Annotated in this window: 6 protein-coding genes; 5 read left to right on the forward strand and 1 reads right to left on the reverse strand. The window is 68.7% G+C overall.

What is annotated here, in order from left to right:
- The first annotated feature begins 126 nt into the window (after positions 1-126).
- The 4 genes from ACGFIF_RS14625 (at position 127) to ACGFIF_RS14640 (ending at position 12,879) form a co-directional block, all read left to right on the forward strand.
- Positions 127-4,989: an NAD-glutamate dehydrogenase gene (locus ACGFIF_RS14625; RefSeq protein WP_393154757.1), complete on the forward strand. Its 4,863-nt coding sequence runs from the start codon at positions 127-129 to the stop codon at positions 4,987-4,989.
- 117 nt (positions 4,990-5,106) lie between these two features.
- A complete protein-coding gene (locus tag ACGFIF_RS14630) occupies positions 5,107-11,445 on the forward strand; it encodes an RHS repeat-associated core domain-containing protein (RefSeq protein WP_393154758.1) in 6,339 nt (2,112 codons plus the stop codon).
- 22 nt (positions 11,446-11,467) lie between these two features.
- A complete protein-coding gene (locus ACGFIF_RS14635; protein WP_393154759.1) occupies positions 11,468-12,208 on the forward strand; it encodes a hypothetical protein in 741 nt (246 codons plus the stop codon).
- Positions 12,205-12,879, forward strand: coding sequence for an IMP cyclohydrolase (locus ACGFIF_RS14640; RefSeq protein WP_393154760.1), 675 nt, complete (start codon positions 12,205-12,207; stop codon positions 12,877-12,879). Before ACGFIF_RS14635 ends, ACGFIF_RS14640 begins: the two co-directional genes overlap by 4 nt.
- Here the strand turns inward: ACGFIF_RS14640 and ACGFIF_RS14645 are convergent, their stop codons facing one another.
- Positions 12,880-13,620, reverse strand: coding sequence for a GntR family transcriptional regulator (locus tag ACGFIF_RS14645; protein WP_393154761.1), 741 nt, complete (start codon positions 13,618-13,620; stop codon positions 12,880-12,882).
- Positions 13,621-14,016: 396 nt separating this feature from the next.
- Here ACGFIF_RS14645 and ACGFIF_RS14650 point away from each other — a divergent pair, with 396 nt between their 5' ends.
- Positions 14,017-15,015, forward strand: coding sequence for a Gfo/Idh/MocA family oxidoreductase (locus ACGFIF_RS14650; protein ID WP_393154762.1), 999 nt, complete (start codon positions 14,017-14,019; stop codon positions 15,013-15,015).
- Positions 15,016-15,022: the final 7 nt, after the last annotated feature.

Raw genomic sequence — 15,022 nt, forward strand, 5'->3', positions numbered from 1 at the left:
AGGCTCTGGACAGGCCCGTCCCGACATCACACCAGTGACGAAGGTGGACTAGTCTCTGAGTGACGGCACAATGTCGTGCGGTCCGGTGCGAAGGGCGCCGATGTCACGTGTTGGAGACGGTGGGGAATGCAGAGCAAGCTGGACGTCCAGAAGGCGGAAGTGCTCGCCAAGGCGGTGGCTGCGGGAACACACGGGCACGACAAGTCGATCGATCCGGCCAAGCTGAGAACGTTCCTCGAGCGGTACTACCGCCACGTCGCCGCCGAGGACGTCGCCGAGCGGGAGCCGACCGACTGCCTGGGTGCCGCGAAGCACCACTACAAGTCCGCGACGTCGCGGCCGCAGGGCACCGCGAAGGTGCACGTCTTCACCCCGACCCCGGAAGACCACGGCTGGTCGGCGAACGGCCGGACCGTGGTGGAGATCGTCGTCGACGACATGCCGTTCCTGGTGGACAGCGCGTCGATGGTGATGAACGAGCACAACCTCGAGCTCCAGCTGCTGGTGCACCCGCAGTTCGTCGTCCGGCGCGACGTCGCCGGCACTCTCCAGGAGGTCCTGGACGACACCGCCACCTCGGACGAGCACGACCTGGTCCGGGAGAGCTGGATGCACCTGGAGATCGAGCGGATCTCCGACGTCGACGAGCAGCGGGCGCTGGAGGACAGGCTGCAGCGGGTGCTGCACGACGTCCGGGTGGCGGTCGAGGACTGGCCGAAGATGCACGAGCGGGCCGTCACCATCGCCGCCGGGCTGGACCCGGCCAAGCTGCCGGTCGGCGAGAACGAGGTCGAAGAGGCCCGCGAGCTGCTCGAGTGGCTCGCCGACGAGCACTTCACCTTCCTCGGCTACCGCGAGTACGACTTCACCATGGAGGGTGAGCAGGGCATCCTCCGCGGCCGGCCGGGTTCCGGCCTGGGCATCCTCCGGGCCGACCCGAAGCCGAACTCGGGCAAGCTGCCGCCCGAGGTGAGCGCGAAGGCGCAGGAGCGCAAGCTGCTCATCCTGACCAAGGCGAATTCGCGGTCCACCGTGCACCGGTCGGCGTACCTGGACTATGTCGGCATCAAGCAGTTCGACGAGAACGGCGAGCCGGTCGCGGAGTCCCGGTTCATCGGGTTGCTGTCTTCGACGGCGTACACCGAGAGCGTCATGCAGGTGCCGGTGCTGCGGCGCAAGGCGCTGGAGCTGTTCCGGCTGACCGGCTTCGACCCGAACAGCCACAGCGGCAAGGGTCTGCTCGACGTGCTGGAGACCTACCCGCGCGACGAGCTGCTGCAGGCGCCGGTGGAGGACCTGCTGCCGATCGTGCAGTCGGTGCTGCACATGCAGGAGCGCCGCGCCGTCAAGCTGTTCGTACGGCGTGACGTCTACAACCGCTACCTGTCGTGCCTGGTGTACCTGCCGCGTGACCGCTACACCACTGCGGTCCGGTTGCGGATGCAGCAGATCCTCAAGGACGCCATCGGCGCCGAGACCGTCACGTACGCCGCGTACGTGACCGAGTCCGTGCTGGCCCGCGTCCACTTCGTCGTCCGGATGAAGCAGGGCGAGACGGTCGGTGAGTACGACGCCGAGCTGCTCGAGCAGAAGGTGATCGAGGCGACCCGGGCCTGGGCCGACGACTTCACCGCCGCACTGCACGCCAAGGGCGGCGACGGCGCGGTCACCCAGCTCGCGCGCAAGTACGCCGACGCGTTCCCGGAGGCGTACAAGGAGGACTTCGACGCCCGCGTCGCGGTCAACGACGTCACCGTGCTGGAGAGCCTGCCGCCGGAGAACGGCCTGGCCATGTCGCTCTACAGCCCGATCGACGAGGAGTGGGCGGGCGAGCGGCGCTTCAAGGTCTACCGGACCGGTTCGTCGCTGTCGCTGTCCCAGGTGCTGCCGCATCTGACCCACATGGGTGTCGAGGTGATCGACGAGCGCCCGTACGAGATCCGGCCCGGCGACACGACGGCGTACATCTACGACTTCGGGCTCAAGGTGCCGACGGACACCGAGGAGCGCCCCGAGCTGCGCAAGCTGTTCAACGACACGTTCCAGGCGGTGTGGGAAGGCCGGGCCGAGTCCGACGCGCTGAACGCGCTGGTACTGCGCGGCAAGCTCAGCTGGCGCCAGGTGTCGATCCTGCGCGCCTACCGGAAGTACATCCGGCAGGGCGGTACGCCGTTCAGCCAGAGCTACATCGAGAACGCGTTCCTGACCCACGTGGACGTCGCGAGCCTGCTGGTCCAGCTGTTCGAGGCCAGCTTCGACCCGGCGCGCGGTGCCGCGGACGACCCGGAGCGGACCAACCAGGTGGCCCAGTTGGAGAAGGAGATCCTGGCTGCGCTGGACACGGTGAAGAGCCTGGACGAGGACCGGATCCTGCGCTCCTTCCTGACCGTGATCAGGGCGACGCTGCGGACGAACTTCTACCAGCCGGCGATCGCCGACGGGTCACCCCGGCCGTACATCTCCTTCAAGCTGGAGCCGAAGGCGATCCCGGACCTGCCGCAGCCGCGGCCGGCCTACGAGATCTTCGTGTACTCACCGCAGGTCGAGGGTGTGCACCTGCGCTTCGGCGCGGTCGCCCGTGGTGGTCTGCGCTGGTCGGACCGGCGCGAGGACTTCCGCACCGAGGTGCTCGGTCTGGTGAAGGCGCAGATGGTGAAGAACTCGGTGATCGTGCCGGTGGGTGCGAAGGGCGGGTTCTACGCCAAGCAGTTGCCGGATCCTGCGGTCGACCGGGACGCGTGGCTGGCCGAGGGCATCGCGTCGTACACGACCTTCATCTCCGGGCTGCTCGACATCACCGACAACATCGTGGCCGGAGAGATCATGCCGCCGCGCGACGTGGTCCGGTACGACGGTGACGACGCCTACCTGGTGGTGGCCGCGGACAAGGGCACCGCGACGTTCTCCGACATCGCGAACGGGGTGGCGAAGAAGTACGGGTTCTGGCTCGGTGACGCGTTCGCCTCGGGCGGTTCGGTCGGATACGACCACAAGGCGATGGGGATCACCGCGCGCGGTGCCTGGGAGTCGGTCAAGCGGCACTTCCGCGAGCTGGGGCACGACTGCCAGAACCAGGACTTCACCGTCGTCGGTGTCGGTGACATGTCCGGTGACGTGTTCGGCAACGGGATGCTGTTGTCGGAGCACATCCGGCTGGTCGCGGCGTTCGACCACCGGCACATCTTCCTGGATCCGTCACCGGATGCGGCCAAGAGCTTCGCGGAACGGCGCCGGTTGTTCGAGCTGCCGCGGTCGTCGTGGGCGGACTACGACGCCGCGCTGATCTCGGCCGGTGGCGGGGTGTTCCCGCGCACCGACAAGGCGATCCCGATCTCGGCCGAGGTGCGCGAGGCGCTCGGGATCGAGGGGACGCCGGCGACACTGACCCCGGCCGAGTTGATGAGCGCGATCCTGAAGGCGCCGGTCGACCTGTTCTGGAACGGCGGAATCGGCACCTACGTGAAGTCGTCGGGCGAGACGAACGCCGACGTCGGCGACAAGGCGAACGACGCGATCCGGATCAACGGCTCGGACCTGCGCGCCCGCGCGGTCGGTGAGGGCGGCAATCTCGGGTTCACCCAGCTGGGCCGGATCGAGTACGCGATGCAGGGCGGCCGGATCAACACCGACTTCATCGACAACGTCGCCGGGGTGGACACCTCCGACCACGAGGTGAACATCAAGATCCTGCTCGACAAGGTGGTCGCCGACGGCGACCTGACCGAGAAGCAGCGCAACGACATCATCGCGTCGATGACCGACGAGGTGGCCGGGCTGGTGCTGAAGAGCAACTACCGGCAGAACATCGCGCTGGCGAACGCGACCGCGCAGGCGCCGGCCCTGATGCACGTCCACCAGGACTGGGTCCGGCGGCTGGAGAAGCAAGGACTGCTGGACCGCGAGCTGGAGTTCCTGCCGAGTGTGGCGGAGTTCAAGCGGCGTAAGGCCGAGGGCCGTGGCCTGACCTCGCCGGAGCTGTCGGTGCTGATCGCCTACACCAAGATCGTGCTCGAGGCGGACCTGCTGGCGACATCGCTGCCGGACGACCAGTTCCTGGCGCACAAGCTGGCCAGCTACTTCCCGAAGCCGATCCAGCAGCGGTTCGTCGACCAGATCCAGAGCCACCAGCTGCGCCGCGAGATCATCACCACCCAGGTGGTGAACGAGTTCGTGAACACGTCGGGGATCACGGCATACCACCGGCTGTCGCTGGAGACCGGCGGCTCGGTCGAGGACGTCGTCCGGGCGAACCTGGCCGCCAGCAGGATCTTCCAGCAGCCGGAGTTGCTGGCTCGCAACGCCGAGCTGGACAACGTGGTCGAGGCCGCGGTCCAGACGCACATGCGGCTGGAGACACGGACCCTGGTCGAGCGGGCGACCCGGTGGCTGGTCAGCAACCGGCGCTCACCGGTCGACATCGAGGAGCTGATCGAGTTCTTCGCACCGGGGATCGCCAAGCTCACCGCCGCACTGCCCGACGTACTGCGGGGACGTGAGCTGGCGTTGGTCGAGCAGCGCCGGGAAGCCCTGGTGAACAAGGGGGTCTCGGCCGACTTCGCGACCCGGATCGCGGTGCTGCCACCGGCGTACGGCGGTCTCGGGATCGTCGAGACCGCGTCCCGCAACGACCTCGACATCATGGAGGTCGCCAAGGTCCACTTCGCCCTCGGCGAGCGGCTCCAGCTCGGCGCGTTCCTGGAACGGATCATCGGTCTGCCCCGCACGGACCGCTGGCAGACGATGGCCCGGGCGGCGCTGCGCGACGACCTGCACGCCGTCCACGCTCGCCTGACCGCGCAGGTGCTGGAAACCACCGACGCCTCGGCCGAGCCCGAGCAGCGCGTCATCAGCTGGCAGGACCAGAACGAGACCGCGCTGTCCCGGGCCGCGACCATGCTCGAGGAGATCGTCGAGACCGAAGGACCGGAGCTCGCGCACCTGTCGGTCGGCCTGCGACTGGTGCGCACCCTGCTGGCGAACCAGGCGTGAATTGTTGCCTGACTCGTCAGGCAATGGTTGACAGGTCTAGTCCACCTCGGAGAGGTTAGGTCACGCCGTGTCGACGCCCAGACACGGTGTGACGCCAACACTCTGGGGGAGTGAGGCATGGTTTCGTCCCGCCCGAAAGCCATCACTGCAGGTGTCGTAGCACTCGCCGTTCTGATCGGTGGCCTCGAACTGCCACCGGCCGCGGCCGCCGATCCGAAGAGACCTTCGCCGATCTCGGCCGAGGACTCGGTGGTCAGCGTCCCGGCCCAACCGGTCGAACGCCAGCTCGACCCGTCCACCGCCGGCACCGGTCGCCCGCAGGTCACTCGCGCCGAAGTCGTCTGGCCTTCGGCCGGTACGGCGACGGTCAGCCTGACCAACCGAGCCAGGCCATCGGTGTCCGCGGTGTCGACGAATGCGGTCGCCGGCAGTCCGTCGCAGGTCTCCGTCACGACCTACGACCACAAGGTTGCCGAACGACTCGGTGGGCACGGACTCGCGGTCCGGCTGACCCGAGCCGACGGCTTGAAGGCTGCCGCGCCGGTTGGCGTACAGCTTGATGTCTCGGGTTTCGCGGCGGCGTACGGCGGCAACTTCGAGTCGCGGCTGCGGCTGATCGCCAAGCCTGCTTGCGCTCTCACCACACCGACCGCCGCGGCCTGTGCCGAAGGCAAGCCGGTGCCCAGCCGGATCGACCTGACCAGGCACGCGCTGATCGCGACCGTGCCGGCGTCGAGCGATCAGGTCTACGTGGTGGCCGCGGCTCCGAACGGCGAGGCCGGCTCCTACACGGCGACGAAGCTCTCGTCGTCGAGCAAGTGGTCCGTCGGCCTGCAGTCCGGTGACTTCAACTGGAGCTACCCGATCCCGAAGGTCGCGGCCATCTCCGGCAAGGCACCCGACCTGGACCTCTCGTACTCGTCGCAGTCCGTCGACGGGATGACCGCGTCCGAGAACGCCCAGCCGTCGTGGACCGGACTCGGCTGGAACCTCGATACGCCGTACCTGGAACGCCGGTACAACGGCTGCTCGGACGACGGCGGCGACACCGGCGACCTGTGCTGGGCCGGTGACCAGCTGATGCTGTCACTCGAAGGCACCTCGTCCGAGCTGGTCAAGGACAAGGAAGCCGGCGGCGACATCTGGCGTGCCAAGCAGGATCCGGGCTGGCGGGTCGAGCGCAAGAAGGACGCTGACAACGGCGACAACGACGGCGAGTACTGGGTCGTCTCGACACCGCAGGGCATGACCTTCACCTTCGGCCGCGGCCGGCAGGCCACCACCGGTACGGCGACCGACTCGGTCTTCACCGTGCCTGTCTTCGGCGACGACGACAACGAACCGTGCCACCAGGGCAGCGTCGAGGACTCCTGGTGCACCCAGGCCTGGCGCTGGAACCTGGACGGCGTCGTCGATGCCCACGGCAACAGTACGACGTACTTCTACGAGACCGAGAAGAACCGGTACGCGCGCAACGGCGAGTCGGGCAAGTCGACCGAGTACGTCCGCGGCGGTCACGTCCGCGACATCGTCTACTCGCAGCGCGCCGGCGACGAGCGGATGACGGCACCCGCGCGACTGCACTTCACCACCGAGCTGCGCTGCCTGGAGGCCGCGGACGGGTCCGGCACCTGCCCGGCGTTCGACAAGGACCACGCGTCCTCGTATCCCGACGTACCGATGGACCAGGTGTGCACCGGCGACTGCACCGGGGACGAGCAGAAGTCGCCGAGCTTCTTCACCGGCAAGCTGCTCCGGTCGGTGTCCGCGCAGCGCAGTGAGGGTGACACCTTCGTCGATGTCGACCGGGTGGACTTCACCTACTCGTTCCCGAAGCCATCAGACGGGACGAGTGCGTCGTTGTGGTTGGAGAAGTTCCAGCAGGTCGGTCTCGGCGGATCAGGCTCCGTCGAGCAGGCGTTGCCGTCGGTCGTGATCGCCGGTCGCGAGTCGCCCAACCGGGTCGACGCGGCGCCGGGCAGCGGCGTACCGAAGCTGGAGAAGTTGCGCGTCACCACCGTCACCGACGAGCTCGGCCGGCGGGTCGAGGTCGGTTACGGCCAGCCCGACGGCTGCACGATCGACAACTTTCCCGAGGGCAAGGCCGACACCAACGCCCAGACCTGCTTCCCTGGCTGGCGGTCGAACGACAACAGCTCCGGCTTCGGCTGGTGGCACCGGTACCTGGTCACGAAGGTGACCGTGGTCGACCAGGCCGGCGGCGCACCGCCGCAGGTGAACGAGTACCGCTACCGCGGCAAGCCGTCCTGGCACTACGACGATGACGACGTCACTCCGACGGAGCGCAAGACCTGGAGCGACTGGCGCGGGTACGGCTCGGTCGACGTGGTGAAGCTGTCCGACCCGGGCTTCCGCGGCGAACAGGCGGCGCGGCCGGTGGAGCTCACCCGCAACCTGTTCTTCCAGGGCATGGACGGCGACCGGCTGGCCGGCGGCGGCACCAAGTCTGTCGATGTGGTCGACTCGTCGGGCAACGCGGTCAAGGACGTGCCGTGGCTGCGCGGCAAGGAGCGCGAGACCCAGCAGTTCCAGTTGGACGCGTCTGGTGCGCCGACGTACGAGCTGGGTGGGTCGCTGCACACCTACAGCTCCGCGAAGACCACACCACTCGAGCCGGGTAAGACCGATCCGGACGACGACGCGCATCTCGTGGTCGAGAGCGAGTCGGTGAAACGCGAGGCCGTCGTACCGGAGTCGGGTGGCAGCACGTCGACCCGCACGACGCGGATGACGACGACGTACGACGCGTACGGTCAGGCGATCGAGGTCGTCGACGCGGCAGGCGATGACGTCCGCTGCACCAAGACCAGCTACGCACGTGACGCGGCGACCGTCGCCGACTGGATGCTGGCCTTCCCGTACCGGGTCCGCAGCTACGACGGCACCTGCTCCGCACCGAAGAGCCTGCTGTCCGCGAAGGACCAGTACTACGACGGCTCGGACACGGTGGGCGGCCCGGTCAGCAAGGGCGACGTCACCAAGACCGTCGCCGCGGTCGACGCCACCGGCCCGGACCAGGTCGGCCGCACCGTCACCACCTCGGCCACCTTCGACGCCTACGGCCGCACTCTCACCGAGACCGACGCCAACGGCCATACCTCGAAGACGGCCTACGCCCCGGCCGTCGGCCGTCCGTCGACGGTTACCGAGACCAATGCGCTGGGCCATGTCGAGGTCACCACCCTGGAGCCCGACCGCCAGCAACCCGCCACGGTCAAGGATGCCAACAACCAGGTCAGCACCACGACGTACGACCCGCTGGGGCGGCTCGCCACTGTCCGGCTCCCGGGCCAGGCAGCCGACGCGCCGGATGCGAAGGTGTTCACCTACCGGCTCGACCCGGATCACAAGCAGCCGCCCTTGGTGACCACCAAGGAGTTGCAGTCCGGGACGACGTACGTGACGAAGTGGTCCTTCCTGGATTCGCAAGGACGGGAGCGTCAGGAGCACGAAGTCTCGCCGGCGTCGACAGCGGACCAGCCGAAGACGATCGTCACCGACACCCGGTACGACGACGCCGGCCACGTCGCGGCGGAGTCGCTGCCGGTCGTGGTCGACGCGGCCGCCGGCAGCGCCCTGCAGGCGGTGCCTGCCGACGAGGTGGTCGAGACCCGGCACAGCTACGACGCGATCGGCCGCAACACGAAGGCCGCACACTTTGCCCAGGGCAAGGAGTTGTGGGCGTCGACGATCGCGTACTTCGGCGACCACCAGCGCAGCACGCCGCCGCCCGGCGGTGTGGTGAAGACGTCCTGGACCGACATCCGCGGCCGGCAGGTGAAGACCGAGGACGGTACCGGCTCGTCGATCGCCGCAATGACGTACACCTACTACCCGTCCGGACAGCTCGCGACGACGACGGACCCGGGTGGGCACAAGTCCACGTTCAGCTACGACCTGCTGGACCGCCGGATCGAGTCCACCGACCCGGACTCCGGTCGCAGCCGGACGCAGTACGACGACGAGGGCAACGCGATCGCGACCTGGGACGCCAAGACCCTCGCGTCCGGGCGGCCCGGTCCGACCCTGTCCACGCAGTACGACGCTCTGGACCGTCCGACCGCTCGTTGGGCCGGACCGGTCGGCACCGGGCAGAAGGTGGCCGAGTGGACGTACGACTCGACCGAGATCGCCAACGGCATCGGCCGGGGCCTGGCCACGACGACGCTGTCCGACGGCAAGGCGTTCACCCGCGCCGCGACCGGGTACGACGCCCGGGGCCGGATCACCGGTCGCAAGTTGACCTTCCCGCAAGGTGTGGGCGGTCTGCTGCACGGGTCGTCGTACACGATGAACTACGGGTACGACGAGGCCGACCACCTGGTCTCGAAGACCTATCTGGATCCGGTGCTCGGTGCGCCGCGCGAGACGATCACCACCGGGTACGACGCCCTCGGCAACCCGACGTTACTGTCGGGTGAGCTGACCGATCCGCTCACGGGTAACACCCACACCGATCCGTACGTGAGCTCGACCGGGTATGCCTCGGACGGAAAGCTCGCCGGCCGCGAGTACGCGAATGCCCATCATTCACTGAAGCGTGCGTACTCGTACGAGCAGGAGACACAGCGGCTGTCGCGGATCCAGACGATCGTCGGCAACCCGCTCACCGGCGAGGACAAGACCGAGCAGGACGACGGCTACAGCTGGGACCCGTCCGGCAACATTCAGCAGATCACCGATGTCACCGGGCCGAAGCCGGTCGCGACCTGTTTCGACTACGACGGTCTGAACCGGCTCAGTCATGGCTGGACGACGTACAAGACCGACTGCTCGGACGGCTCGTCCGAGACCGTGCACGACGGTCCCGCGGGCTTCAACCAGTCCTGGACCTATTCCGCGGACGGCAACGTCACCTCGGCCACTTCACTCGGCCACACGAAGCAGTACACGTACGGCGACCCGGCGCACCCGCATGCGGTGACGCGGTCCGGAGCCGAGTCGTTCAAGTACGACGCGAACGGCGCGATGATCGAGCGGCCCGGTCTGCTCGGCGGCCTGATCCCGACCAAGCTGGAGTGGAACGCCCAGCAGCAGTTGGAGTCCGAGACCAGCACCCTGGTGAGCAAGACGCAGTTCGTCTACTCGCCCGACGGCACCCGGATGGCCCGGGTCGATCCGCTCGGCGTCACCGCCGTCCTCTACCTCGACGGCGAGGAGATCACCGTCGTCGCCGGGGTGATCAAGGCGGCGACCCGGTTCTACGAGCAGGCCGGTGTGTCCATCGCCGTCCGCCAGACACTCGGAAACGTCGTCTGGCAACTCGACGACACCCAGGGCTCGGCCCAGATCTCGGTTGCCGACGGCACCGGTATCGCGGCCCGCACCTATTACTCGCCGTACGGCGAGATCCGCAACCTGCTGCCCGCGTTACCGACCGAGCACGGCTGGCTGGGTCAGGTCAAGGATCCGTCGACCGGGCTGAACGCCCTCGGCGCGCGGTACTACGACGCCTCGCTCGGGCGCTTCCTATCCACCGACCCGGCCAGTGACGGGTCGTCGGCCCAGGCCGCGAACCCGTACTCGTACGCGGAGAACAACCCGATCACCTACGTGGACCCGACCGGCCTCTGGAGCCTGTCGGGCGCCTGGAACGCGGTCAAGAGCGGCGTCAGCAAGGCGGTCGACTGGGTCGACGAGAACAAGGGCCTGATCACCAACATCGCCGTCGGCATCGGTGTCGGCATCGCGATCGGCGCGGTGTGCGCGACCGGAGTCGGATGCCTCATCGCGGCAGGTGTCGCCGCGGGTGCGGCCGGCGCTGCCGCGGGCTACGGGGTCGACGTGGCCGAGGGGAAGAAGGACTTCTCCTGGGGCGGCCTGGCGACCGAGGTCGGGGTCGGTGCCGCGGTCGGCGGTCTGACCGCTGGTATCGGTGCCGGGCTGGGCGCGGGTGCGCGGGCCTTGGCCAACTCGACCGCCGGCAAGGCGGTGACAGCGGCGGCCAGCAAGGCCGGCACAGCGGTCGCCAACTCCGCGGCGGGGAAGGCGGTGCCGGGTGCGGCGAAGGCCGTCACCGGCACGGTGAAGACCGCGGCGGGCAAGACCGCGGGCAAGGTCGCGGCGGTGGCACGGCAGGCGACCGGCAAGATCCAGCCCCGGACCGCGCGGGACGTGAGCGTCAACCCGATGCCACCCGCGGCCAGACCGCTGCGGCGCCCGATCGGCAACAGTCCGACCCAGAACGCCCAGCTCCAGAACGACATCCAGGCACTGCGGGCCCGGGGCGCGACCGATTTCCGGGTCAACCAGCAGCAGGTCAACATCAACGGGGAGCGGGTCGGGGTCAACCGGCCGGACCTGCAGTACACCTTGAACGGCAGGAGACACTACGCGGAGTACGACATCCCGTCCTCGAACCGCGGTTTGCCGCACAAGGCGCGGATCATCGCGAACGACCCGACGGCCAAAGTCCACCTGTACGAAGTCCCATGACAGCGATGAGGAGAATGGTGGAGTGATCACACTTCTCTCCGACCGGTTCGCGCCGATCACATCCAGGTTCGGGTTTCTCGAACTGCCGCTGGAAGAAGCGGGGAAGGGGCTGCTGGCCTGGCGCCAGCAGCTCCACGGGCGAGCGAAGGCGAGGCCGGTGGGCGGGAGCCTGCCCGAGCTGCTCGGGCAGCTTCCGCCGTTGACCGGCGGCGTGCGGCCACGCGAGCTCCTGGTCGGAACGGCCGGCGACCGCTGGACGGCGTACTTCGACTGCGGATTCCAGGGCGGCGATCCGGTCAGCACGATCGGGCATCTGTCCCAGGCTCTGCAGTGCCAGGGCGTGATGCTCGACTCCACGCCGCACACCCTCGGCACCGGGTTGGAGACGCCGGGCCGCTACGGCGCGGTGCAGTTCGAACTCTACGGACCGCTGCCGACCGACTTCCTCAATCACGTCCGGACGATCTCGGCGACCCACGACGGCAGCCGCTGGCAGTGGGACGAGAGCGGGACCGTTCAGGCCTTCGAACAGCCCGACCACTACACGGCTCGCAAGGTCCGCGACAAGTTCACCTCCGAGCTGCTCGCCGCCTACACCGCGGCCCTCGGCATCCACCCCTTCGACGAGAGCTTCTACGCGGGGCAGGGGCTGTTGATCGAGACGAAGCTCAAGGTCCCGCGAGGCGGCAAATCCATGTCCCTCGAAGACACCCAGACGTTCTGGGGCATCGTCCCCGGTGCCGCCGACAAGATTCCCGGATGAGGTCACTCGAGAAGGCCGCCGGATCGGCCGGGTATCCTGGGCGAGGGTTGGTGATCGGGCGGGACGAGGACGGGGTCGGATTCATCGCGTACTGGCTGACCGGGCGGACTGCGGCGTCGCAGCAGCGCCGGTTGGTGGTGCGTGAGTGGGAGATCGTGGTCGAGGACGTCTCGGGCGGTCCAAAGGATGATCTGCGGCACTACACCGCTGCCGTGCGGGGCGGGGACTGGGTCGTGGTCGGCAACGGGACTCAGGTCAGCGAGCTGGCAACGGCCCGGCGGGCGGGCAACGACCTTCAGCTGGCGCTCCGCGATCACGCGTACGAGCCCGATCCGCCGATCCGCACCCCACGGATCTTCGCGACCGCGTCGACCGACGGGACCGGTGTCGTCGTCGGTTCCGCGCGGGCGGTTCCCGGCGCGGAGGAGCTGGTCCAGCATCCGTCGCTGTTCCTCGAGGAGTTGCCGCCGGCAACGGCTGTCACGGTTCGGACGTACGCCGGGACGGCTGCTCAGGTGGTCGTGGACGGGATGCCGGAAGTCGTTTCCTGCCAGGGATCCTGGAAGTCGGTCGCCGGGATCTGGGACGTGCTCGCGCCGTCGCTGCGGGTCGGGCTGTTCGTCGTACCGCTGGACGCGCCGGGCTTCGCGGACGACGCGGTGGTTCGCTGATCAGCGCTCGGAGACGATGACGTCGACGGAGTACTGGTCGGCGCGGTAGCAGTGGTCGCCGAACTCGACCGGCGAGCCGTCGGCGGCGTACGCGGACCGGGTCATGGTGACGAGTGGCTCGGCCTTGGACATGTGCAGGGTACGGCGCTCGTCGGCGGTCGCGTTGCGGGCGCCGATGCGCTGCCGGGCCACGGTCGGCCGGATCCCGCGAGCCCGGAGGACGGCGTACAGGCCGGTGCTGGTCAGCTCCTCCAGGGTCAGGTCGTTGAGTGCCGGAGGCAACCAGTTGCGCATGATCGCGAGCGGCATGTCGTCGGCGTACCGGAGCCGGACGATCGACACCAGCGGAGTCCCCGGCGGCAGCTCGAGGACTGCGGCGGCGCGGTCGTCCTGGGAGTCGCAGTCGAGGGAGAGCACCTCGGTCCGCGGCGTCCGGCCCTCGCGTTCGAGGTCGTCGTACAGGCTGGTCAGCTCGGCCTTGCGGTGCACCATCTGGTTCGCGACGGTGGTCCCGATGCCGCGGCGGCGGATCAGCAGGCCCTGGTTGACCAGCTCGGAGATGGCCCGGCGCACGGTCGGCCGGGACAGGTTGAGCCGGTCCGACATGCCGATCTCGTTCTCGAACGGGTCACCCGGACGCAGCCGGCCATCGGTGATGGCAGCGGTCAGCTGCTCGGCGAGCTGGTGGTACAGCGGCACCGGGCTCGACCGATCGAGCTGGATCGGCAAGGCGGCGGTCATGGGGCCTCCCGCCCTGGACTGAGGAGTGCAGGGAGCCCGGTCATGGGGCCTCCCGGCCTGGACTGAGGAGCGCAGGGAGCGCAGCGACTGGAGCGACGAGGGAAGGCCGGGAGCAACAACCCCATGACCCGCCGCGCCGGAGGCGTGGCATCCAACACAGCGACTGGAGCGACGAGGGAAGGGCGGGAGTCAAAGCCCCATGACCCACCGCGCCGGAGGCGTGGCATCAGCACGGTCATGGGGCGGATGTTACAACAGGGCGGTATGTATGTCTCTACGTGAAAATGTGTTAACAAACTATTGACACGTTTCCCACGGGCCGGAAAGCTGGCGAGCACACCAGCGCGCCGCCTCCGGGATCCGGCGCGCGTGTCAGGTCGAGGAGAGGGTGCGCGGATGCGGATCGGGTTGGTCGGGGTCGGGCGGATCGGGGCGTTCCATGCCGCGACCCTGAAGGGGTTGCCGGCGGTGGAGCAGGTGGTCGTCGCGGATGCCGACGCGAGCCGCGCCGAACTGGTCGCCAAGGACCTCGGGCTGGAGTACGCACCGGATGTGGAGGCGTTGCTGGCGAGCGGGCTGGACGGGTTCGTCGTCGCGGCCGCGACGTCGGCGCACGCGGACCTGATCGCGGCCGGTGTCGCCGCCCGGATCCCGACGTTCTGCGAGAAGCCGGTTGCGATCGACCTGGCCGACACCCTGCGCGTGGTCGAGCTGGTCGAAGGCTCGGATGTGCCGGTGCACATCGGCTTCCAGCGCCGCTTCGACGCCGGGTACCAGGCGGCCGCGGCGGCGGTCCGGTCCGGTGAGCTCGGTTTCGTCCACCACATCCGGGCGAACACGAACGACGCGTTCCCGCCGGCACAGGAGTACATCCCGACCAGCGGCGGCTTCTTCCGCGACTGCACCGTGCACGACTTCGACATCATCCGGTACGTCACCGGCCGCGAGGTGGTCAGCGTCTTCGCCACCGGCGCGAACCGCGGTGAGTCCTTCTTCGGCGAGTACGGCGACGTCGACGCGGCCGCCGCGTTGCTCACCCTGGACGACAACACCTTCGTCTCGGTCAGCGGCACTCGGTACAACGCCGCCGGTCACGACGTCCGGATGGAGCTGCTCGGCAGCCTCGGTTCGATCGCGGTCGGCCTGGACGAGCACACCGCACTGCGGTCGGCCGAAGCCGGTGTCACCTTCCCCGGTGGGCCGTCGCACGCCACCTTCATGGACCGCTTCCGGCCGGCCTACGTCGCCGAGCTGACCGCCTTCACCGAGGTCGTCGCCGGAACCCGCGAGGTCCCCTGCACGGTCCGGGACGCCTACCAGGCTTTCCGGATCGCCGACGCCTGCGAACTCTCCCGCCACGAGAACCGCCTCGTCCGTCTCGACGAGCCGGCATGACCCCCTT

This window comes from Kribbella sp. NPDC049174 (assembly GCF_043197365.1).
Classification (GTDB): domain Bacteria; phylum Actinomycetota; class Actinomycetes; order Propionibacteriales; family Kribbellaceae; genus Kribbella.